The organism is Actinomycetospora soli (assembly GCF_021026295.1).
Lineage (GTDB): Bacteria > Actinomycetota > Actinomycetes > Mycobacteriales > Pseudonocardiaceae > Actinomycetospora > Actinomycetospora soli.
The window spans coordinates 73,887-93,970 of sequence record NZ_JAJNDA010000014.1 but is presented as its reverse complement, the minus strand read 5'-3'; the positions used below and the strand labels follow the sequence as shown (position 1 = coordinate 93,970).

The following is a 20,084-nucleotide window of genomic DNA, read 5'->3' as shown; positions in this document are numbered from 1 at the left end:
TTCAGTCCAGGACGTTCTGCGGTTCGAGTCCGTGCAGCGGGAACACCGCGCGGCGGGTCTCCAGGACGAAGCGATCGACGTCGATCTCGGTGTAGCCGCCCCACGGCGTCCAGTCCGTCGGGGCCTCCTCCGTCATCGTGGTGGGCAACGGCCGGTTCGTCAGCGTGGCGGCGTGTGACGTCCATTCCGCCGGGATGGTGCGGTCCGGGTCGACGTCGCGGTCGAGCACCGTCGCGAGCAGGTGGGTCCAGGACCGCGGGACGCCGCGGAAGAGGTTGTAGCCCCCGCCGCCGAGGGCGAGCCACTTGCCGCCGGCGTACTCGGCGGCGAGGTCGCGGCAGGCCCGGTAGATCGCGCGGTGCCCGTCGACGGTGAGCGACAGCTCGGCCAACGGGTCCTCGTGGTGGGTGTCCGCGCCGCACTGCGTGACGAGGATCTGCGGCTCGAAGGCCCGCAGCAGGCCGGGCACGACGGCGTGGAAGGCCCGCAGCCACGCCTGGTCCCGCGTCCCCGGCGGGAGCGGCAGGTTGATCGCGGTGCCCGCGGCGGCGCCCTCGCCGAGCTCCGAGGCGAAGCCGGTGCCCGGCCACAGCGTGCGGGGGTGCTGGTGCACCGAGATCGTCATCACCCGCGGGTCGTCGAGGAACGCGGCCTGCACCCCGTCGCCGTGGTGCACGTCGGTGTCGAGGTAGGCGATGCGGGTGTAGCCGTGGTCGAGCAGCCAGCTGATCGCGATCGCGCAGTCGTTGTAGACGCAGAACCCCCACGCGTGGTCGCGCATCGCGTGGTGCAGGCCACCGGAGAGGTTCACCGCCCGGTCCGCGCGTCCCTCGGCGATCGCCCGGGCGGCGGCGATCGAGCCGCCCGCCACCAGCGCCGACGCGTCGTGCATCCCCTCGAAGATCGGGTTGTCGGTGGTGCCGAGCTGGTGTGCCGGGTCGTCGCCGGTGCTCGGCGCGCGCCGCACCGCGTCCAGGTAGGAGGCGACGTGGACCCGCTCCAGCTCCGCGTCGGGCGCCGGGGTCGGGATCAGCGGCTCGACGCCCTCGAGCACCCCCAGGCTGCGGGCCAGCCGCATCGTCAGGTCCAGTCGGACCGGGTGCAGCGGATGGTCGTTCGACAGCTTGTAGGCGAGGAGGGCCTCGTCCCAGACCACCGTGGCGCGCATGGCGCGCACGCTACCGAGGGAGACGCAGCGGAGCGGAGTTCGACCGTCCGGGACGGCCTCAGCCCGTCTCCACCGGCCGCTTGCCCGCGACCCAGTTCGACCACGAGCCGACGTAGAGCGCCACCGGGTCCTCCGGCGGGCGGACCCCCGCGATCTCGGCCGCCAGGACGAGCATCGCCGCGCTCACCCCGGACCCGCAGTACGCCCCGGACCCCGCCCCGGCGCCGTCCCCGAGCCCGGCCCGCCCGAGCAGCTCCGCGAGCTCGGCCGCCGGCCGCCAGCGCCCGTCCTCGGCCAGCACCTGCCCGACCGGCAGGTTGACCGCGCCCGGGATGTGCCCGGCGACCGGGTCGATCGGCTCGGTCTCGCCGCGGTACCGCTCGGCGGCGCGGGCGTCGAGCAGGACGCCGTCCTGCGCGAGCGCGCCCGCGGACTCGGCGGTGAGCACCGGCATGGCGCCGCCGGCGACGTCGACGTCGCCCTGCCTGCGCACCCCGCCGGACACGGTCGAGGACTCGCCGCCCGCCGCGGTCCACGCCCCGAACCCGCCGTCGAGGACCCGCACCCGCCCCGGCGCGAGCCCCGCCCAGCGCAGCACCCACCAGGCCCGCGCGGCGGCCATCCCGTCGCCCGCGCCGACGGCGTCGTAGACGACCACCGAGCTCGTGGCGGCGATGCTCGCGCGGCGCAGCGTGGTCTGCAGGTCGTCCGGATCGGGCAGGGGGTGCCGGCCCGCGGGCCCGGGCGGGCCGGCGAGCTCGGAGTCGACGTCGACGAACACCGCGCCGGGCACGTGGCCCGCGTCGAAGTCCGGCTCGCCGACCGGGTCGGGGCGGCGACGCGTGCGCTTCTTCGGCGGCGGCGTCAGGCGCCAGCGGACGTCGAGCACGATCGGGCGGCCGTCGGTCCCGGCCGGGCCCCCGGCCAGCTCGGCGAGGAGGTCGGCGGCACTGACGAGCGGCCCCTGCTGGTTCGGCACGGGTCCATCGTGCCGTGTCCTTCTCGGTAGGATCGTGATCAGGACGGAAGGGGTGGGGATGAACGACCTCATCGACACCACGGAGATGTACCTGCGCACCATCTACGAGCTCGAGGAGGAGGGTGTGGTGCCGCTGCGCGCGCGCATCGCCGAACGCCTCGAGCAGAGCGGGCCCACCGTCAGTCAGACGGTCGCCCGGATGGAGCGCGACGGTCTCGTGCACGTCGCCGGGGATCGCCATCTCGAGCTGACCCCCGAGGGCCGCGGCAAGGCCGTCTCCGTGATGCGCAAGCACCGGCTCGCGGAGCTCCTGCTGGTCAACGTCATCGGGCTGGAGTGGGAGCACGTCCACACCGAGGCCTGCCGCTGGGAGCACGTGATGAGCGAGGCCGTGGAGCGCAAGGTGTTCGCGCTGCTCGGCGAGCCCGCCGTGTCGCCCTACGGCAACCCGATCCCCGGCCTCGAGGAGCTGCGCGGCGACGGCACCGAGCTGCCCACCCGCACGCCCACGCCCGACGAGGCCGGCCTGGTCCGCCTCGACGAGTTCGCCCGGGCGGGCGGCGGCAAGGTCGTCATCCGCCGGATCGCCGAGCACGTCCAGCTCAACGAGCCGCTGATGGCCGGGCTCAAGGCCGCGGGCGTCCTGCCGGGCAGCGACGTCGACGTCGTCGGCATCCCGCGCTTCGGCGACGCCGTGAACGTCGGCTCCGGGGGGCGGCAGTCCGAGGTCGACCCGCTGGTCGCGCACGCGGTGCTGGTCCGCGCGGTCTGAGGCCCGCCCCTCATCGGGGGCACAGGACCGTAGGTCAGACTCGGGGACCATGAAGCTGCTCGTCACCGGGGGCGCCGGGTACGTCGGGAGCGTGTGCACCGCGCACCTGCTCGACGCGGGCCACGACGTCACCGTCCTGGACGACCTCTCCACCGGGCACCGCGACGCCGTCCCCGCAGGTGCCGCGTTCGTGGAGGGCGACGTGGCCGCGGCGGCCGCCGACGTCCTCGCCGGCGGCTTCGACGGCGTCCTGCACTTCGCCGCCCGCTCGCTGGTCGGCGAGTCGGTGGCGGACCCGGCGAAGTACTGGCACGGCAACGTCGTCACCTCCGTCGCCCTGCTCGACGCGATCCGCGCGCACCGGGTGCCGCGCCTCGTGTTCTCCTCCACCGCCGCCACCTACGGCGAGCCGGAGACCACGCCGATCACCGAGGACTCCCCCACCCGGCCGACCAACCCGTACGGCGCCACCAAGCTCGCGATCGACCACGCCATCGCCTCCTACGCGGCCGCGTCCGGCCGGGAGCTGGGCGCGGTGTCGCTGCGGTACTTCAACGTCGCGGGCGCCCACGGGGCGCAGGGCGAGCGGCACACCACCGAGACCCACCTCATCCCGCTCGTGCTGCAGGTCGCGGCCGGCACGCGCGAGCAGGTGGCGATCTACGGCGACGACTGGCCCACGCCCGACGGCACCTGCGTGCGCGACTACATCCACGTCGACGACCTCGCCGACGCCCACCTGCGCGCCCTCGACGCCGCCCCGCCCGGCGAGCACCTGGTCTGCAACCTCGGCAACGGCACCGGGTTCTCGGTGCTCGAGGTGATCGAGGCGTGCCGCCGGGTGACCGGGCACCCGATCCCCGCCGCGGTGGCCCCGCGCCGCGCGGGCGACCCCGCCGTCCTCGTCGCCTCCGCCGCCCGCGCCCACGAGCGCCTGGGCTGGACCCCCACCCGCGGCGATCTCGACGGCATCGTCGCCGACGCCTGGGCCTTCGCGCGGAGCCGGGTGACCGCATGAGCACACCCCTGGGCCACTCCCCGTCGCTGCGCTCGCCCCTGATCTGCTTCGACCTCGACGGCACCCTCGTCGACTCCGGTCCCGGCATCCGCGCGTCGGTGCGGCGCGCGGCCGCGGGCGTCGGGATCGCCGAGCCCGACGACGAGCAGCTGCGCGCCCTCATCGGCCCGCCGTTCCCGCAGGCGTTCCGCGACGTCCTCGGCGTCGACGCCGCCACGGCCGACGCGATGATGGCGATCTACCGCGAGGTCTACGGCGGCGGGCTGATGCGTGAGGTCACCGTGTACGACGGCGTCCCCGACCTGCTCGCCGACCTCGTGGCCCGCGGTGACCGCCTCGCCGTGACCACGAGCAAGCCCCGCCCCTTCGCGCACGAGGTGATCAGCCACGTCGGGCTGGAGAAGTACCTCGCCGGCGGGGTGTTCGGCGCCGAGTTCGACGGCAGCGTCGAGGGCAAGGCGGCCGTCGTCGGGCTCGCCCTCGCCGCGCACGACGGGCCGGTGGTCGCGCTGGTCGGCGACCGCCACCACGACGTCGACGGCGCCCGTGCCCACGGCCTGCCCTGCGTCGGCGTGAGCTGGGGCTTCGGCGGGCGCGCGGAGCTGCTCGGCGCGGGGGCGGCCGCCGTCGTCGACGCGCCGGCCGACGTCCCGGCCGCCCTCGACGCGCTGCGCTGAGTCCCCCGGCTCGACCGGCTCGGCCGGCTCACCCGGCCAGCTGCCGGCTCGTCTCCGCCACGGCCCGCTCCACCATCCGCCGGGCCGTCTCCGGGGTCTGGCCGGCGGCGAGCATCGTCGTGAGGAGCCCGCTCAGCCGGTGTCCGGGGTCGGCGCGGTGCGCCCGCTCCAGCGCCGTCGTGAGGGTGGCCCCGCCGCCGTGGTCGAGCGAGGCGAACGCGAGCAGCGTCGCGGGCTCGGCGACCTCCGGCTCGGGCACCGCCCGGACCAGGATCCGCCACAGCTCCTCGGCCGCCGCCGGGTCGACGGTGTCGTCGCAGCCCGCGGCGAACCCGAGGCAGATGTCGCGCACGCGCGGGTCGCACAGCGCCACCGCGAGGCGGGCGATCTCCTCCTCCGTCGGCGCGGTCCCGGCCCCGACCTCCGCGACCGCCCGGCGCACCGCGTCCAGGTCGCGCCGGGCGGCGGCCGACCCGGCGAGCTCGCGGTCGAGCAGCGCGGCCTCGTGCGCGTCGTCGACGAGGTCCCGACGACGTCGGGAGCCGGCACCCCGGTCGGGCGCGAGCGAGGCCGCCATCTCGTCACGCGAGCCGTAGGTGATGCGGCCGAGCGCGGTGGTCTCGGCGGCCGTGCGGGTGCCGGCCGGGTCGGGCAGCGTGCCGGAGCAGTCGCAGCGTTCGAAGCAGCGCCAGGGCGCGCCGGCGGCGATCCGCTCGGTCCACGTGGCGCCGATGACCGGCACCCGGACCCCGGCGAACGCGTCGGTGACCGCGTCGACGAGTCCGGCGCCGGGCGGGCGCCCGTCGGATCCGGGTGGGGCGGCCGACACGACCAGGACGACGACCGCGTCCGGGCCGGTCGGTGCCAGGCGCTCGCGCGCCGCGTCGGCGAGGACGGCGTCGTCCTCCGGCGCGTGGCCGAGGTCGATGCGCAGCGAGGCCCCGAGGCGGCGGCTGCGCTCCGGGCCGTGCAGGCCGAGGACGACCAGGGACTCCTCGGGGGTGAACCCGAACAGCGGTGGGACGGAGGCGACGAGGTCCGCCGGGTCGGAGATCGACACCACCACGCGCTCGTCGGGAGCGCGCCGCGGACGGCGGGATCGGACGGGTCGACGGTTGCGGGACTTCTTCCGGGTGCTCACACGGGCACTGACCCGCGCCGGGTCCCGCCGGATCCACGCTCCACCCGATCGGAGCAGCCGATGCCGGTTCACCGACCCGTCACGCGCAGGCGCTTGCCCCCGCCCGGGCCACCGGTCACAGTCGCGACGTGGCGACCCACGACTACGACCTGCTGGTCATCGGCTCCGGCCCGGGCGGGCAGAAGGCGGCCATCGCCGCGGCGAAGCTCGGGAAGCGGGTCGCGGCGGTGGAACGGCGCGGCATGGTCGGCGGCGTCTGCACCCAGACCGGGACCATCCCGTCCAAGACGCTGCGCGAGGCCGTGCTCTACCTGACCGGCTACGCCATGCGCGGACTCTACGGCGAGAGCTACCGGGTCAAGCAGGACATCACCGTCCAGGACCTCCTCGCCCGCACCCACTACGTGATCGGCCGCGAGGTCGAGGTGATCCGGGCGCAGCTGCAGCGCAACCGGGTCGACCTGCTCCCCGGCGCCGCCCGCTTCCTCGACGAGCACGCCGTCGAGGTGCTCGGCGAGCGCCGCGGCGAGCACCAGACGGTCACCGCCGACAAGATCGTGGTCGCGACCGGCACGAGGCCGGCGCGCCCGTCGACGGTCGAGTTCGACGACCGGCGGGTGGTCGACTCCGACGGCATCCTCGCGATGGAGGCGATCCCGGCGAGCATGGTCGTCGTCGGCGCCGGGGTGATCGGCATCGAGTACGCCTCGATGTTCGCCGCGCTCGGCACGCGCGTCACCGTCGTCGAGCGCCGCCCCGCGATGCTCGAGTTCTGCGACGCCGAGGTCGTCGAGTCGCTGAAGTTCCACCTGCGCGACCTCGCCGTCACCTTCCGGTTCGGCGAGGAGGTGTCGGGCGTGAGCGTGTCCGAGCGGGGCACCGTCACCACGCTCGTCAGCGGCAAGAAGATCGCGGCCGAGACCGTCATGTACTCCGCCGGCCGGCAGGGGGTGACCGACGAGCTCGCCGTCGAGAAGGCCGGGCTCGCGGCGGACGCGCGGGGGCGGCTCACCGTCGACGAGCACTACCGGACGTCGGTGCCGCACATCTACGCCGTCGGCGACGTCATCGGGTTCCCCGCGCTCGCCGCGACCTCGATGGAGCAGGGCCGCCTCGCGGCCTACCACGCGTTCGACGAGCCGACGGGCCACGCGGACGCCGCCCTGGCGCCGTACGGGATCTACACGATCCCCGAGGTGTCGTACTGCGGCGCCACCGAGGCGGAGCTGACGGAGCGGTCGGTCCCCTACGAGGTCGGCATCGCCCGGTACCGGGAGCTCGCCCGCGGGCAGATCGTCGGCGACGACTACGGGATGCTCAAGCTGCTCGTCCACCCCGAGAGCCACGCGCTGCTCGGCGTGCACGTGTTCGGCACGTCCGCCACGGAGCTCGTGCACGTCGGCCAGGCGATCATGGGCTGCGGCGGCACCGTGGACTACCTGGTCGACGCGGTCCTGAACTACCCGACGCTCTCCGAGGCCTACAAGGTCGCTGCCCTCGACGCGACGAACAAGATTCGCGCGCTGCAGGCGTTCGGCTGAGCCCCCTCTTCGCGGCCTTGTCGCGGGGAACCGACGCCGGCCGGCCACCTTGTCGTGGTGACTCGCCGCGACAAGGCCAGGCGGGGGCGACAGGAGCCCGCGACAAGGTCCGGCGGGGGCGACGGGTACGAACCCGGAGCCGAAGCGGGCCGGGGCGAGAAGGGCGCGGGCCCTGAATGCCGAGCCCGCCCCCCGCTCGCAACCTTGTCGCGGCGAACCGACGCCAACCCGCCACCTTGTCGTGGCGAATCACCGCGACAAGGCCAGGCGACGGCGACAGAAGCCCGCGACAAGGTCGGAACGGCACGGGCTGGCTGAAGCGCCGCTCCGCCAAGGTGCCGAGTGCTCGGGCCGGGGCGGACCGGCTCGCGGTCAGCCGCCGACCGGGAAGCGCAGCAGGGCGCCGACGTTGTCCACCAGCTCGGTGCCGGCCCCGAGCACGGCGACCGAGCCGCCGAGCGCGCCGGTGGTGCGCAGCAGCACCTGCTCGGCCGGCCGCTGCACGACCTCGCCGTCGGTGAGCGACGCGGCGCGGTCGCGCTCGGTGGAGATGGCCTCCGGGGTGGACCCGGTCCACAGGTCGCCCTCGACGTGGGTGCCGTCGACGAGCAGCAGCGTGTCCACCGCACCGTTGCGGGCGGCCTCGAGCACGGCCTCGAGGCCCTCGGCGGCGTTGTTGTGCCCCTTGGCCTCGTGGAACCGCTCGCGGACGGCGGTCTCCTTCTCGGTGGCCGCGAGGCCCGCCTGGGTGAGCAGGGCGTCCTCGAGGGCGTCCTCGCTCGCGCCCGCCGCCCGGCTGCCCGCGTCGATCTCACGGGTGAGCTCGACGAGGTCCTTGGGCATCTCGCTGCGCACGACCTCGCGGCCGCTGACCTCGCCCGCCAGCACGATGATCTCCGGCCGGAACGACTTCACGGCCGACTGGATGCCCTTCACCACGTCGGCGCCGTTCTGGTAGCTCGCCTCGGCGTGGCGGCGCTGGCGCTGCTTGTGGGCGTTCCCGCCCTCGCGCGGCTTGTGCACGGACTCGACGGCGGACCCGCGGATCGTCTCCTCGGACACCTCCCGGGCGCCCTCGACATTCGACGCGACCACCTGGTAGACGTCGCCCCCGGTCTGGTCGACCACCGCGAGCACCACGCGGACGCTGCCGGACTGCGACCGGAAGTACGAGCCCAGCTCGGGCAGCGGGGACCAGGTCGCCACGTCCCCGGAGCGGTCGACGCCCTCGACGGCCTCGTCGAGGAGCACCTCGCCGCCAGCTGCCACGACGACGCGGCCGTAGGCGTCGAGCTCGCCGCCCCGGTTCTCGCCGAAGACCTCGCCCAGCGCGGCGACCGTCTTGTCGTCGGCGCCCTGCTCGGTGAGCGAGTCCGCCAGTCCACGCCAGCGCAGCTCGGTCTGCTTGGCCGCGTTCTCGCCGGGGTTCGTCGCCTCCAGGTAGACCGTCGCGAACGGCCCCGGCCGCTCGAAGAGTTCCCGCGTGCGCGACAGGTCCATCAGGTCGTTCCTCCTCCTGGCCGCCACGGGTGCGGACGGCCGACTCAGCTGCTTGCCGGCCTGCCGTACCCGATGACGGGGGGAGGACTAACCCCTACCAGCCCCGCAGATCCACCGACCAGGTCTCGAGGACCTCCTCGTCGCGGACGACGTGCATCCGCTCGTGGTAGGCCACCGTCGGGTCGACGTGCGCGGGGATCACGAGGACGCGGTCACCCACCCGCACGGGGTCGTCGGCGGCGAACGTCACGTGCTCGTCGGAGCAGAACCAGACCTGCGCGCCGGGGATCGTCGGGTTGCCGTGGTCCATGCCCAGCGCCTTGAGCCCGACGTCGGCGACGGCGTACGCGGGCATGTCCGGACGCGCGACCGACACGTGCACCACCGTCCCGAGCACGTGCAGCGCCTGGGCGTGACCGACGCCGGCCGCGGCGTAGGCGGAGTCCATGAGCGCGTACGAGCCGGCCTGCATCTCCGTCACGTACGGGTTGCACGCGGCGGTACCCGTGCCCCCGCCGGAGATCACGTCGCCGCCGACGTCGCGGTGCGCGGCGAGCAGGAGCTCCATCGCGGTCGTCGTGAGCCTCGCCCGCTCGTCGGCGTCCGGCCAGGCCTGCAGGTGCCCCTCGTAGCCCATCACCCCGCGGACGGTCAGCCCGGCGGCCCGCGCCCGGTCGGCCAGCGCCCCGGCCTCCTCGGGACGGCACCCGCAGCGCGGCATCCCGACGTTGACGTCGACCAGAACCTCGCGCACCCCGCCCGCCGCGGCCGCGTCCACCGTCTCCGGGGAGTCGACCGCGACCGTCACCCGCGCATCGAGCCGGCCGAGGCGACGGGTGTCGAGGACCTCGTTGGCGAGCAGCAGGTCCTGGCCGAGACCGGCCGCGGCCATGCCCTCGACCTCGCGGATCGTCGCGCAGGTGAACCCGACGGCGCCGTGGGCGGCCTGACGGGCGGCCAGCGCGGTCGTCTTGTGCGCCTTCACGTGCGGGCGCAGCGTCTCCCCCGGCCACCGCGCGGCCATCGCGGCGAGGTTGGACTCGAGGGCCGCTGCGTCGACGACGAGCGCCGGGGTCGTGAGGTCAGCCAGCTGCACCGAGGATCCTCTCCAGGTGGGCGTTGCCGAAGCGGCGCTCCGGGTCGAGGCGGTCGCGCAGGGCCACGAAGTCGCCGAACTCCGGGTACGACGCGGCGAGCTGCGCCGCGGCCCGGGTGTGCAGCTTCCCCCAGTGCGGGCGGCCGTCGAGGGCCGTCATCACCGACTCCACCGCGCCGAAGTACGCCTCGTGCGGTCGGGTGTGGTGCACGTGGACCGCGAGATAGGCGGAGTCCCGGCCCGACGCCGTGGACAGCGGGACGTCGTCCGCCGCCGCCACCCGCACCTCGACCGGGAACGTCACGTCGGCCCCGTGCCGCTCCGCCGCCGCGCGGAGCCCGGCGAAGGCCTCACCGAGGGCCGCCCGCGGCACCGCGTACTCCATCTCCAGGAACCGCACCCGTCGCGGGCTCGTGAACACGCGGTAGGAGCGGTCGACGTACTCGGCGTTGGCCATCTGCCCGGCCATGACGCGGTTCAGCGCCGGCACCGCGGACGGCACGGCCGCGCCGGCCCGGCACACCAGCTCGAACGCGCCGTTGCCGCGCAGCTCGTCGCCCACCCAGGCGCCGACCCGCGACCGGGTCGGCCCGGTGGCCGTCGTCCGGTCGTTGATCTTCGTGGCGGCGACCTCGGTGTGCGGGAACCAGTAGAACTCGACGTGGTCGTGCTGCGCCGCGAGCTCGTCGAACCCCTCCAGCACCTCGGCCAGCGGTCGCGCCGCCTCCGTGGCGTGCAGCGTGAACGCCGGGACGCACTCGAGCGTCACCGCGGTGACGATCCCCAGCGCGCCGAGCCCCACCCGCGCGTGGTGGAAGATCTCCGGGTGCTCCGTGGCGGAGCAGGACAGGACCGTCCCGTCCGCGAGCACCAGCGCCAGCGCGCGGATGCGGGCCGCGATCCCGGTGTGGCCCGCGCCGGTGCCGTGCGTCCCGGTGGCGACCGCACCCGCGATCGTCTGCGCGTCGATGTCGCCCAGGTTCGGCAGCGCGAGGCCCTGCTCCCACAGCGCCGCGTTCACCGCCCGGATCGTCATCCCCGCGGGCACCGTCGCGAGCATCCCGTGCACCTCCGGGACCCCCTGCGACGGAACCGCGAGCGCGATGCCGTCCGGCGCGCCGATCCCGGTGAACGAGTGGCCGGAGCCCGTCGCCTTCACGCGGACCCCGTCGCGCGCGGCCTCCTTCACCGCCGTCACCACGTCCTGGGTGGTGCGCGCGACCACGCGTCGCGTGGGGGTCGTGCGCTGGTTCCCGGCCCAGTTACGCCAGGTCAAGGGACCTCTCCTTTCCCGACGACGGGTCGGGGCCGGGCAGCCCCGCGGTCCCGTCGCGCAGGCGGCGCCGCAGCACCGCCACGTACCAGAGCCCGGTGAGGGCGAGCCCGCCCAGCACCACGTGGTCGGCGGCCCGGAAGGCCTCGGGCAGGGTCAGCGCCGCCACCACGACGACGAGCCACAGCATCGCGAGCCCGGCCACCGGCAGCGCCGCGCGACCCAAGGTGAACGGAGCCCGCCCGGCTCCGTCGATGCCACGAAGACGCTTCCGCCGCGCGAGGTAACCGCCGAGGGTGAGCAGGTAGATGAGGTACGGCACGAGCGCCGTGGCCCCGACCAGGATGGTGAAGGCCGCGCCGTCGAGCGTCCCGTAGCCCAGCAGCGCCAGGCAGAGCACGAGACTCACGACCAGCGCGAACACCGGCGTCGCCGTCGCCGCGTTCACCCGGCTCAGGGCACGGGAGGCCGGGAGCAGCCCGTCGCGGGCCATCGCGAAGATCAGCCGGGAGTTCGACGCCGCGGCCACCACGAGCAGGGCGAACATCGAGAACACGACGACCACCAGGAACACGTCGGTGAGCACCGGGCCGAGCCAGTACGTCGCGATCGCCGCGAGCGGGACCGGCGATGCCTCGACGGCGCCGAGGTCGGGGATCGCGACCGTGAAGCCGATCAGCGCGACCCACCCGAGCACCCCGGAGACGAGCGCGGCGACGATCATCGCCCGCGGCACGGTGCGTCGGGCGTCGACGGCCTCCTCGGCCATGTCCGCCGCAGCCTCGAACCCGACGAGCGTGAAGATGCCGATGAGCGCGCCGCCGACGATGCCGTCGGCGAGCGGGGTCCCCGGGTTCGTGACGGCGAGGAAGGCGAGCCCGTGCCCGCCGTCGGGCGTGGTGCCGCGGTGGGTGGCCCAGAGGACCAGCAGCAGGACCGAGAGCACGACAGTGCCGGCGATCTCGGCGAACACCGCCAGGTTGTTCACGCGGGCCGCGAGCTGGACGCGCACGATGTTCACCGCGTACGCGAGGAGCAGCGCCACGACGGCGATCACCAGCAGCGTCAGCGGGTCGGCGGCGTCGAGCCCGAGCACGGTCGCGGCCAGCGGGGCGAGCCCCACGAGCGCGATCCCGGGCAGTCCGACCGCGGAGTAGAGCAGGCCCAGCGCGCCCACCGTGTAGCCGAAGCCGGTGTTCACCAGCCGCGCCGACCACTGGTAGTTCGCCCCCGCCAGCGGCATGTGTGCGGCGAGCTCCGCGAGCACCAGGACCACGAGGAGCTGCCCGGCGGCCGCCACCGGCCACAGCCACACCGCGGCCGGGCCGAGCGTGGTGAGCCCGTAGGCGTAGTTGACGAAGATCCCGGTGGTGATCGAGACGACGGAGAACGCGATCGCGAACAGCGCGAACCGTCGCAGCACCCGCGGGAACGCACTCGCGTATCCGGCCTCCACGGGACTCAGCGTGCGACGTGGGTCATACTGAGTCAAGCGTCTGGGACAGTTGTCCAAGTTCGGGGGGTTCCGCGTGGCACGGGTGTCGGCGTCCGACCGACGACGCCAGCTGGTCGAGGCGGCGTTCCGGGTGATCGGCGCCGAGGGCTTCGCGGCCGCGACCACCCGCCGGATCTGCGCCGAGGCGGGCGCCCCGGTGGCGGCGTTCCACTACTGCTTCGCGTCCAAGGAGGAGCTGTTCGTCGAGCTCACCGAGGTCACGGTGTCCGCGCTGCGCGACGCCCAGGCCGACGGCGTGCACATCGTCGGGGGTCTCGGACCGTCGCTGCGGGAGACGCTGCGCCAGTGGTGGGCGACGGTCGAGGCGGCGCCGGAGCGGGAGGTCGTGCTCACCGGGCTGACCCACCACGCGCTGCACGAGCCGTCGCTGGCCGGGGTCGCGCAGCGGCAGTACGAGGCGTACCACCGGACGGCGGCGGCGACGCTGTCGTCGCTCGCCGACGCGTGCGGGGTGACGTGGTCGGTGCCGGTGGCGCAGCTCGCGCGGATGCTCGTCGTCGTGACCGACGGGGTGACGATCGCCTGGCTCGTCGACCGGGACTCGGACGCGGCCCGGACGGTGCTGGACGCCTTCGCGGCCCAGGTCGCGACCTTCGCCTCGCCGTCATGATCACGTCGGTGGGGCCGTCGTGGCTGATGTCGATCTCCGCGGCAGCCATGGCCGTCCCGCCGCCGTGATCATGGTCGACATGGTGCGGGCGGGGGACCGCTGTGGTGAGGTCGTCCGCGTGAGCGAGTTGCGCACGGTCGACGTCGCCGAGGTCGAGGCCGTCGTCCGGAAGCTGTGCGTCGAGGCCAACCACGAGCTGCGCGAGGACCACGTCGCCGCGCTCGAGCGCGGGCGGGACGCCGAGGAGTCGCCGATCGGACGCGAGGTGTTCGACCGGCTGCTGGAGAACGCGCGGGTGTCGGCCGCCGAGCAGATCGCCTTCTGCCAGGACACGGGCTACGCGGTGGTGTTCCTGACGATCGGGCAGGACGTCCACTTCACCGGCGGCTCGCTCGCCGAGGCGATCGACCGCGGGGTGGCCGAGGGGTACTCCGACGGCTACCTGCGCGCGTCGCTCGTGCGCTCCCCCGTCGACCGCGTGAACACCGGCGACAACACCCCGGCGATGGTGCACTACGACCTCGTGCCCGGGTCGGGAATCGAGCTGACGCTGCTGGTCAAGGGCGCGGGCTGCGACAACATGAGCGCGCTGACGATGCTCACCCCCGCGGCGGGCGTCGAGGGGATGAAGCGCTTCGTCGTCGAGACGATCGAGAAGGCGGGCCCGAGCGCGAGCCCGCCGGTGACGGTCGGGATCGGGATGGGCGGCACGTTCGACCGGGCCGCGGTGCTCGCCAAGCGGGCGCTCACCCGCAACCCGACCGGCTCGCGCTCGCCCGACCCGAAGCTCGCCGACCTCGAGGCCGAGCTGGTCGACGCGATCAACGCGACCGGCATCGGGCCGGCCGGGTTCGGCGGCACCGTCACCACGGTGGCGGTGCACGTCGAGGCCTACCCGACGCACATCGCGGCGTTCCCGGTCGCGATCAACCTGGACTGCCACTCCCACCGGGTGCGGAGCGTGACCCTGTGACGGACCTGCAGCTGCCCCTGACCGACGCGGCCGCGCTGCACGCCGGCGACTCGGTCACCCTGAACGGCACCGTCTACACCGCCCGCGACGCCGCGCACGCGCGGTTCCTCGAGGCGATCGACGCCGGCGAGGAGCTGCCGTTCGACGTCTCCGGCGCCACGATCTACTTCGTCGGCCCCACCCCGGCCCGCCCCGGGCACGTCATCGGCAGCGCGGGCCCGACGACGGCGAGCCGGTGCGACGCCTACTCCCCCGCGCTGGTCGAGCGGGGGCTCGCCGCGATGATCGGCAAGGGACGGCGCAACGCCGAGGTGAAGACGTCGATGCTCGAGCACGGCTGCGTCTACTTCGGCGCCATCGAGGGCACGGCGGCGCTGCTCTCGCAGTGCATCACCTCGGCCGAGATCGTCGCCTACGAGGACCTGGGCGCCGAGGCGGTGCGGAAGCTGACGATCGAGAACTTCCCGGCCCTCGTCGTCAACGACCTGCACGGTGGGGACCTGTACGACGACGGGCCCGCGCGCTACCGGCGATAGCGGGACGTTCCCGGCAGCGGGAGTGCACCCGCCGTCGGGACGTGCTCGGATGCTGCGCATGCGCTACGACGCGACCCTCGCGGAGACGATCGGCATCCGCGGTCACGGTGACGACCTCATCGAGGCCTACACCGCCCGTCCGATGGACCCCGGCCCGCACCCCGGCATGATCGTCGTCCACCACATGCCCGGCTACGACCGGGAGTCCAAGGAGATCACCCGCCGCTTCGCGACCATGGGGTACTCGGCGATCTGCCCGAACCTCTACACCCGCGAGGCCCCCGACGCCGAGCCCGACGACGCCGCCGCGACGGCCCGCGCCCAGGGTGGGGTGCCGGACGAGCGCTTCGTCGGGGACGCCCGCGGCGCGGCCGCGTGGCTGCGGAGCCTGCCGACCGCGACCGGGAAGGTCGGGACGATCGGCTTCTGCTCGGGTGGACGGCAGGCGGTGATCTCCGCGATCGACGTCGGCGTCCAGGCCGCGATCGACTGCTACGGCGCGCTGGTCATCGAGCCCGCCCCCGAGGGTTTCCCACTGCAGGTGAACCCGTTCCCGGAGCGCATCGCACAGGTCGACGCCCCGCTGCTCGGCCTGTTCGGCAACGACGACGCGCACCCGGCGCCGGACCACGTCGACGAGCTGGAGCGGCTCCTGCAGGAGGCGGGCAAGACCTACGAGTTCCACCGCTACGACGGCGCGGGGCACGCGTTCTTCTCCGTGGACCGGCCGTCGTACCGCCCCGAGGCCGCCGTCGACGGCTGGCAGCGGATCACCGCCTTCCTCGCGCGGCACCTGGGGAGCTGACCGTGTGCACCTACTCGACGGAGAAGGTCGCGCTCGCGCGGTCGAGCGGCAAGACCCGTGACGGCTGGCAGCCGATGAACGAGGCGACGGTCTACTACGACCACCCCGTCCACGCCCCGGACGCCCACACGGTGAACATCGACTTCCTGGGCCGCGAGCCGGGTTCGCGGGTCGCGGTGGAGCTCTCGCTCGAGTCGGCCCGCGACCTGCTCGCAGCGCTCGAGGTCACCGTGGAGCGGGCTGCGCACCACTAGGTGCTTCGCGGGTGAGCACTCACGGTCTACAGCGACCATGAGTGCTCACCCTGCGCTTGCGCACGCGGCCCGTACCGATATATCGTTGAGCCATCGTCGACAGTCGGCGATACATGACGAGAGGACCGGACGACATGTTCGACATCAACGAGCGCCCGGAGTGGGCGCAGAAGCGGGGCCACCGCGGCCCCGGACACGGCGAGCCGCGCGGGTTCGCCCGTCGTCGGGGTGGAGGCCCCTTCGGCATGGACTTCGGGCCGCCCTTCGGCCCCGGCGGCCCGCGGGGACGCGGCGGTCGCGGCCGCGGCGGACCGTTCGAGCGCCCCGACGGCGCCGAGCACGGCCGGCACGGGCACGGCGGCCCGCACGGACGCGGTCGGCGCTCGCGTGGCGACGTCCGCCTCGCGATCCTCGCCCTGCTGCGCGAGGAGTCGCGCCACGGCTACCAGATCATCCAGGAGATCGCCGAGCGTTCGGGCGGCTCGTGGAAGCCCAGCCCGGGCTCGGTCTACCCGACCGTCTCGCAGCTGGCCGACGAGGGCCTGGTGCACACCGAGAAGTCGGAGGGACGCACGCTCGTGCACCTCACCGACGCCGGCCGCACGTACGTCTCCGAGCACGCCGAGGAGCTGGACGCGGTGTGGTCCCAGGTCGAGGCCGGCGCCCAGGACGGGTTCGGCGACCTGCGCACCGCGGGTCGCGGGTTGGCCGGAGCGGTCGCCCAGGTCGCCTCGGTCGGGACGCCCGAGCAGGTGACCGAGGCGACGAAGGTCCTCGACGAGGCCCGGCGGCGGCTCTACCTGCTGCTGGCCGAGGTCTCCCCCGCGAATGACGACGAGCCCTCCGACGCGGCCGACGAGACCGCAACGTGATCGTCACACGGCGCTCCTACCCTCGATCGTCCCCGATGACGACGAGGAGGAGCGCGTGCTGGGCCTGTTCGCGGGCGGGAGCGCCCCACCGTCCCCCGGTCCGGTCGCACGCCGGGTCGCCGGGGAGCGGTGGGCCCTGCAGTACCGCGTGGTCCACGGCTACCGCCGGGCCTTCCGGACGGCGGGCTCCGGTCCGGTCCTGCTGCTGATCCACGGGATCGGCGACGACTCCTCGACCTGGGGCCCCGTCCTCGACGACCTCGCGCGCGACCACACCGTGATCGCCCCCGACCTGCTCGGCCACGGCGGCTCCGACAAGCCCCGCGGTGACTACTCGATCGGCGCCTACGCCAACGGGATGCGGGATCTGCTGTCGGTCCTCGACGTCGACCGCGCCACGCTGGTCGGCCACTCGCTCGGCGGCGGGGTCGCGATGCAGTTCGCCTACCAGTACCCCGAGCGCACCGAGCGGCTCGTGCTCGTCGGCGCCGGTGGCGTGGCCCGCGCGGTCACCCCCGCCCTGCGCGCCGCCTCCCTGCCGTTCGCCGACCTCCTGCTGCCCGTGCTGGGCTGGCCCGGGGTCCGGTTCCAGACGGAGGTGGTGCTGCGCTTCCTCCAGCAGCTCGACACCGGCCTCGGCCGCGACGCCGAGGACCTCGTGCGCCTCGTCGACGCCCTGCCCGACGCCACCAGCCGCTCGGCCTTCCTGCGCACGCTGCGCGCGGTCGTCGACTGGCGCGGGCAGGTGGTCACTATGCTCGACCGCTGCTACCTGACGGCGGGCATGCCGACGCTGCTCGTGTGGGGCGCGGACGACATGGTGGTCCCGGTCGAACACGGGCGCACCGCGCACGAGGCGATGCCGGGCAGCCGGCTCGAGGTGTTCCAGCGGGCCGGGCACTTCCCGTTCCACACAGACCCGCGCCGGTTCGTCGCGGTGCTGCGGGAGTTCCTCGCCTCGACCGAGCCCGCCGCGTGGAGCCCCTCGGAGTGGCGCTCGCTGCTGCGCACGGGAGCCCGTCCCGACGCCGGATCGGTGCGGGGTCCGGCCGTCTGACCCCTGTCGTCGCGGTCTGCCGTCCGCAGCCGCCGCTCCTGTCGCGGTGATGCACGACGACAGGACGAGGGGCGGATTCCCGCGAGAGGCGTGCGTGCGTCGGTGCGCCGGAAGCATGATCCGCTCCCGATCGGCAGACTGGGACCGTGACCTCCTCCGACGCGCGCGCCCCCGAGACCGACGACCCGTACCTCTGGCTCGAGGACGTCACCGGGGACGAGGCCCTGAGCTGGGTCCGCGAGCGCAACGGCGAGAGCCTGGGCCGGCTGACCGACACCGAGCGGTTCACCGAGCTGCGGGACGGGCTGCGCGCGGTCCTCGACTCCGACGACCGCATCCCCTACACCCGTCGTCGGGGGGAGCGCCTCTACAACTTCTGGCAGGACGCCGAGCACCCCCGCGGGCTCTGGCGCCGCACCACCCTCGACGACTACCGCACCGGCGACCCGACGTGGGAGCTGCTCCTCGACGTCGACGCCCTCGCCCGTGACGAGGACGAGAACTGGGTCTGGGCCGGCGCCGCCGCGCGCTGGCCGGACTACACGCGCGCCCTCGTCCAGCTCTCGCGCGGCGGCGCCGACGCGACGGTGGTCCGCGAGTTCGACCTCGAGGCGAAGCGCTTCCTGACGGCGGACGAGGGCGGCTTCACGCTGCCCGAGGCCAAGAGCCGCGTGTCGTGGATCGACGACGACACCGTGTTCGTCGGGACCGACCTCGGTCCCGGCTCGATGACGACGTCGGGCTACCCGCGGGTGATGCGGCGCTGGTCGCGCGGCACCGCGGTGACCGAGGCGCCCGTCGTCTTCGAGGCGCAGGAGACCGACGTGTCGGCGTTCGCCGGCAAGGACCGCACGCGCGGGTTCGAGCGCGAGATGGTCGGCCGCAGCCCCGACTTCCACACCGTCGAGGAGTTCGTGGTCCGCGACGACGGGTCGCTGGTGTTGATCGAGGCGCCGGCCGACGCGGACACCGACATCGACCGGGCCTGGCTGCTCGTGCGGACGCGGTCGCCGTGGACGGTCGAGGGCACCGAGTACGGCGCCGGCACGCTGCTCGCGTTCGACGCCGAGGCGTTCCTGACCGGGTCCCGCGAGCACACAGTGCTGTTCTCGCCGACGGCGTCGCGGTCGCTGTCGGGCTGGTCGTGGACGAAGAGCTACCTGATCCTCACCGTGCTCGAGGACGTCGCGACCCGCCTCGAGGTGCTCACCCCACCGGCCGGCCCCGAGCAGTGGGCCGCGGGCGACTGGTCCCGTCGCGAGCTGCCGACCGGCGAGGCGTTCGCCGAGGTCGCGGTCGTCGGGACCGACCCCGACGAGTCCGACGAGATCTTCCTCGACACCGACGGCTTCACCCGGCCCTCGACGTTCGCGCGGACGGTGCTCGGGGCGTCGGCGGAGGAGGACGCGCCGCTCGAGACGCTGCGGTCGGCACCGTCGTTCTGGGACACCACCGGCGTCACCGTCCAGCAGTTCTTCGCGACGAGCGACGACGGCACGAGGGTGCCCTACTTCGTCGTCGGCAAGGAGTCCGCCGACTCGGGGCCCGTCCTCATGACCGGGTACGGCGGCTTCGAGATCTCGCTGACCCCGTCGTACTCCGGCGTGATGGGGCGGGGGTGGATCTCGCAGGGCGGGACGTACGTCGTCGCGAACATCCGCGGCGGCGGCGAGTACGGGCCGGAGTGGCACACCTCGGCGCTGCGCGAGCACCGACACCGGGCGTACGAGGACTTCGCGGCGGTCGCGCGCGACCTCGTCGACCGCGGGATCACGACGCCGGATCGGCTCGCCATCCACGGCGGGTCCAACGGCGGTCTGCTCATGGGCGTGATGATCACGCGGTACCCGGAGCTGTTCGGGGCGGTCGTGGTGATGGTGCCGCTGCTGGACATGCGGCGCTTCCACCTGCTGCTCGCGGGCGCGTCGTGGCAGGCCGAGTACGGGGAGCCGGACGACCCCGACGACTGGGCGTTCATCTCGCAGTACTCGCCGTACCAGCACCTGTCGAAGGACGCGACGTACCCGTCGATCCTGGTCACGACCTCGACCCGCGACGACCGCGTCCACCCCGGCCACGCCCGCAAGTTCGTCGCGCGCCTGCGGGAGTACGGGCACCCCGTGGAGTACTACGAGAACGTCGAGGGCGGCCACGGCGGCGCGGCCGACAACGCGCAGCGGGCCTTCCAGTGGGCGCTGGTCCTCGAGTTCTGCCGGCGCGTGGTGGGCTGACCACACCCCCTCGTGGCAGGAAAGCGTCGTTGCTGGCGTCCAGTGGCAGCAACGACGCTTTCTGC

Annotated in this window: 19 protein-coding genes; 12 read left to right on the top strand and 7 right to left on the bottom strand. The window is 74.2% G+C overall.

Annotation, left to right across the window (positions count from 1 at the left end; translation table 11 throughout):
* Position 1: 1 nt before the first annotated feature.
* Both LN037_RS21900 and LN037_RS21895 read right to left on the bottom strand, forming a co-directional pair.
* Positions 2-1,168 carry an acetoin utilization protein AcuC gene (locus tag LN037_RS21900; RefSeq protein WP_230756825.1) on the bottom strand — a complete coding sequence of 389 codons (1,167 nt, stop codon included), beginning with the start codon at positions 1,166-1,168 and terminating at the stop codon, positions 2-4.
* 58 nt (positions 1,169-1,226) lie between these two features.
* Positions 1,227-2,147, bottom strand: a complete 921-nt coding sequence (locus LN037_RS21895) for a sulfurtransferase (RefSeq protein ID WP_230756822.1) — start codon at positions 2,145-2,147, stop codon at positions 1,227-1,229.
* 58 nt (positions 2,148-2,205) lie between these two features.
* On the opposite strand from LN037_RS21895, the gene LN037_RS21890 reads away from it, so the two are divergent.
* The 3 genes from LN037_RS21890 to LN037_RS21880 are packed head-to-tail and all read left to right on the top strand — an operon-like array spanning position 2,206 to position 4,614.
* Complete coding sequence (locus LN037_RS21890; RefSeq protein ID WP_230756819.1) at positions 2,206-2,919, top strand: iron-dependent transcriptional repressor DtxR; 714 nt, start codon at positions 2,206-2,208, stop codon at positions 2,917-2,919.
* A gap of 49 nt (positions 2,920-2,968) precedes the next feature.
* On the top strand, positions 2,969-3,937 hold the full coding sequence (galE, locus tag LN037_RS21885) for a UDP-glucose 4-epimerase GalE (RefSeq protein ID WP_230756816.1): 969 nt from the start codon (positions 2,969-2,971) through the stop codon (positions 3,935-3,937).
* The gene (locus tag LN037_RS21880) at positions 3,934-4,614 is read left to right on the top strand and encodes an HAD hydrolase-like protein (RefSeq protein WP_230756813.1); all 681 of its coding nucleotides are present in this window, start codon (positions 3,934-3,936) and stop codon (positions 4,612-4,614) included. The genes galE and LN037_RS21880 overlap by 4 nt, the downstream gene beginning before the upstream one ends.
* Positions 4,615-4,642: 28 nt before the next feature.
* Here the strand turns inward: LN037_RS21880 and LN037_RS21875 are convergent, their stop codons facing one another.
* Positions 4,643-5,755 carry a DUF4192 domain-containing protein gene (locus LN037_RS21875; RefSeq protein ID WP_230756811.1) on the bottom strand — a complete coding sequence of 371 codons (1,113 nt, stop codon included), beginning with the start codon at positions 5,753-5,755 and terminating at the stop codon, positions 4,643-4,645.
* 128 nt (positions 5,756-5,883) lie between these two features.
* Here LN037_RS21875 and sthA point away from each other — a divergent pair, with 128 nt between their 5' ends.
* The gene (sthA, locus tag LN037_RS21870; RefSeq protein WP_230756809.1) at positions 5,884-7,296 is read left to right on the top strand and encodes a Si-specific NAD(P)(+) transhydrogenase; all 1,413 of its coding nucleotides are present in this window, start codon (positions 5,884-5,886) and stop codon (positions 7,294-7,296) included.
* Between the two features lie 372 nt (positions 7,297-7,668).
* On the opposite strand, the gene LN037_RS21865 is transcribed toward sthA, so the two are convergent.
* From LN037_RS21865 to LN037_RS21850, 4 genes are all read right to left on the bottom strand, one after another.
* Positions 7,669-8,796 (bottom strand): baeRF2 domain-containing protein, encoded by a 1,128-nt coding sequence (locus LN037_RS21865; RefSeq protein WP_230756807.1) that lies wholly within the window; start codon positions 8,794-8,796, stop codon positions 7,669-7,671.
* A gap of 94 nt (positions 8,797-8,890) precedes the next feature.
* Entirely contained in the window at positions 8,891-9,892 is a 1,002-nt protein-coding gene (locus tag LN037_RS21860) for an alanine racemase (RefSeq protein WP_230756804.1), read from the bottom strand.
* The gene (locus LN037_RS21855; RefSeq protein WP_230756802.1) at positions 9,879-11,168 is read right to left on the bottom strand and encodes a D-arabinono-1,4-lactone oxidase; all 1,290 of its coding nucleotides are present in this window, start codon (positions 11,166-11,168) and stop codon (positions 9,879-9,881) included. The genes LN037_RS21860 and LN037_RS21855 overlap by 14 nt, the downstream gene beginning before the upstream one ends.
* A complete protein-coding gene (locus tag LN037_RS21850) occupies positions 11,155-12,621 on the bottom strand; it encodes an APC family permease (RefSeq protein ID WP_230756800.1) in 1,467 nt (488 codons plus the stop codon). Before LN037_RS21850 ends, LN037_RS21855 begins: the two co-directional genes overlap by 14 nt.
* Positions 12,622-12,694: 73 nt before the next feature.
* On the opposite strand from LN037_RS21850, the gene LN037_RS21845 reads away from it, so the two are divergent.
* From LN037_RS21845 to LN037_RS21810, 8 genes are all read left to right on the top strand, one after another.
* Positions 12,695-13,291, top strand: coding sequence for a TetR/AcrR family transcriptional regulator (locus tag LN037_RS21845; protein WP_230756798.1), 597 nt, complete (start codon positions 12,695-12,697; stop codon positions 13,289-13,291).
* Positions 13,292-13,409: 118 nt separating this feature from the next.
* A complete protein-coding gene (locus LN037_RS21840; protein ID WP_230756795.1) occupies positions 13,410-14,264 on the top strand; it encodes a fumarate hydratase in 855 nt (284 codons plus the stop codon).
* Positions 14,261-14,800, top strand: a complete 540-nt coding sequence (locus LN037_RS21835) for a FumA C-terminus/TtdB family hydratase beta subunit (RefSeq protein ID WP_230756793.1) — start codon at positions 14,261-14,263, stop codon at positions 14,798-14,800. Before LN037_RS21840 ends, LN037_RS21835 begins: the two co-directional genes overlap by 4 nt.
* 49 nt (positions 14,801-14,849) lie before the next feature.
* Positions 14,850-15,605 (top strand): dienelactone hydrolase family protein, encoded by a 756-nt coding sequence (locus LN037_RS21830; RefSeq protein ID WP_308286173.1) that lies wholly within the window; start codon positions 14,850-14,852, stop codon positions 15,603-15,605.
* Between the two features lie 2 nt (positions 15,606-15,607).
* Positions 15,608-15,859, top strand: coding sequence for a DUF6295 family protein (locus tag LN037_RS21825; RefSeq protein WP_230756791.1), 252 nt, complete (start codon positions 15,608-15,610; stop codon positions 15,857-15,859).
* A gap of 113 nt (positions 15,860-15,972) precedes the next feature.
* Positions 15,973-16,731, top strand: coding sequence for a PadR family transcriptional regulator (locus LN037_RS21820; RefSeq protein ID WP_230756788.1), 759 nt, complete (start codon positions 15,973-15,975; stop codon positions 16,729-16,731).
* Positions 16,732-16,786: 55 nt separating this feature from the next.
* Positions 16,787-17,788: an alpha/beta fold hydrolase gene (locus LN037_RS21815; RefSeq protein WP_230756786.1), complete on the top strand. Its 1,002-nt coding sequence runs from the start codon at positions 16,787-16,789 to the stop codon at positions 17,786-17,788.
* Positions 17,789-17,934: 146 nt separating this feature from the next.
* The gene (locus LN037_RS21810; RefSeq protein WP_230756784.1) at positions 17,935-20,019 is read left to right on the top strand and encodes a prolyl oligopeptidase family serine peptidase; all 2,085 of its coding nucleotides are present in this window, start codon (positions 17,935-17,937) and stop codon (positions 20,017-20,019) included.
* The last annotated feature ends 65 nt before the right edge of the window (positions 20,020-20,084 follow it).

Coding starts and splice junctions, on each gene's coding strand:
- LN037_RS21900 (WP_230756825.1), bottom strand. CDS start 1,168: ATGCGCGCCACGGTGGTCTGGGACGAGGCCCTCCTCGCCTACAAGCTG.
- LN037_RS21890 (WP_230756819.1), top strand. CDS start 2,206: ATGAACGACCTCATCGACACCACGGAGATGTACCTGCGCACCATCTAC.
- galE (WP_230756816.1), top strand. CDS start 2,969: ATGAAGCTGCTCGTCACCGGGGGCGCCGGGTACGTCGGGAGCGTGTGC.
- LN037_RS21880 (WP_230756813.1), top strand. CDS start 3,934: ATGAGCACACCCCTGGGCCACTCCCCGTCGCTGCGCTCGCCCCTGATC.
- LN037_RS21865 (WP_230756807.1), bottom strand. CDS start 8,796: ATGGACCTGTCGCGCACGCGGGAACTCTTCGAGCGGCCGGGGCCGTTC.
- LN037_RS21830 (WP_308286173.1), top strand. CDS start 14,850: ATGCTGCGCATGCGCTACGACGCGACCCTCGCGGAGACGATCGGCATC.
- LN037_RS21820 (WP_230756788.1), top strand. CDS start 15,973: ATGACGAGAGGACCGGACGACATGTTCGACATCAACGAGCGCCCGGAG.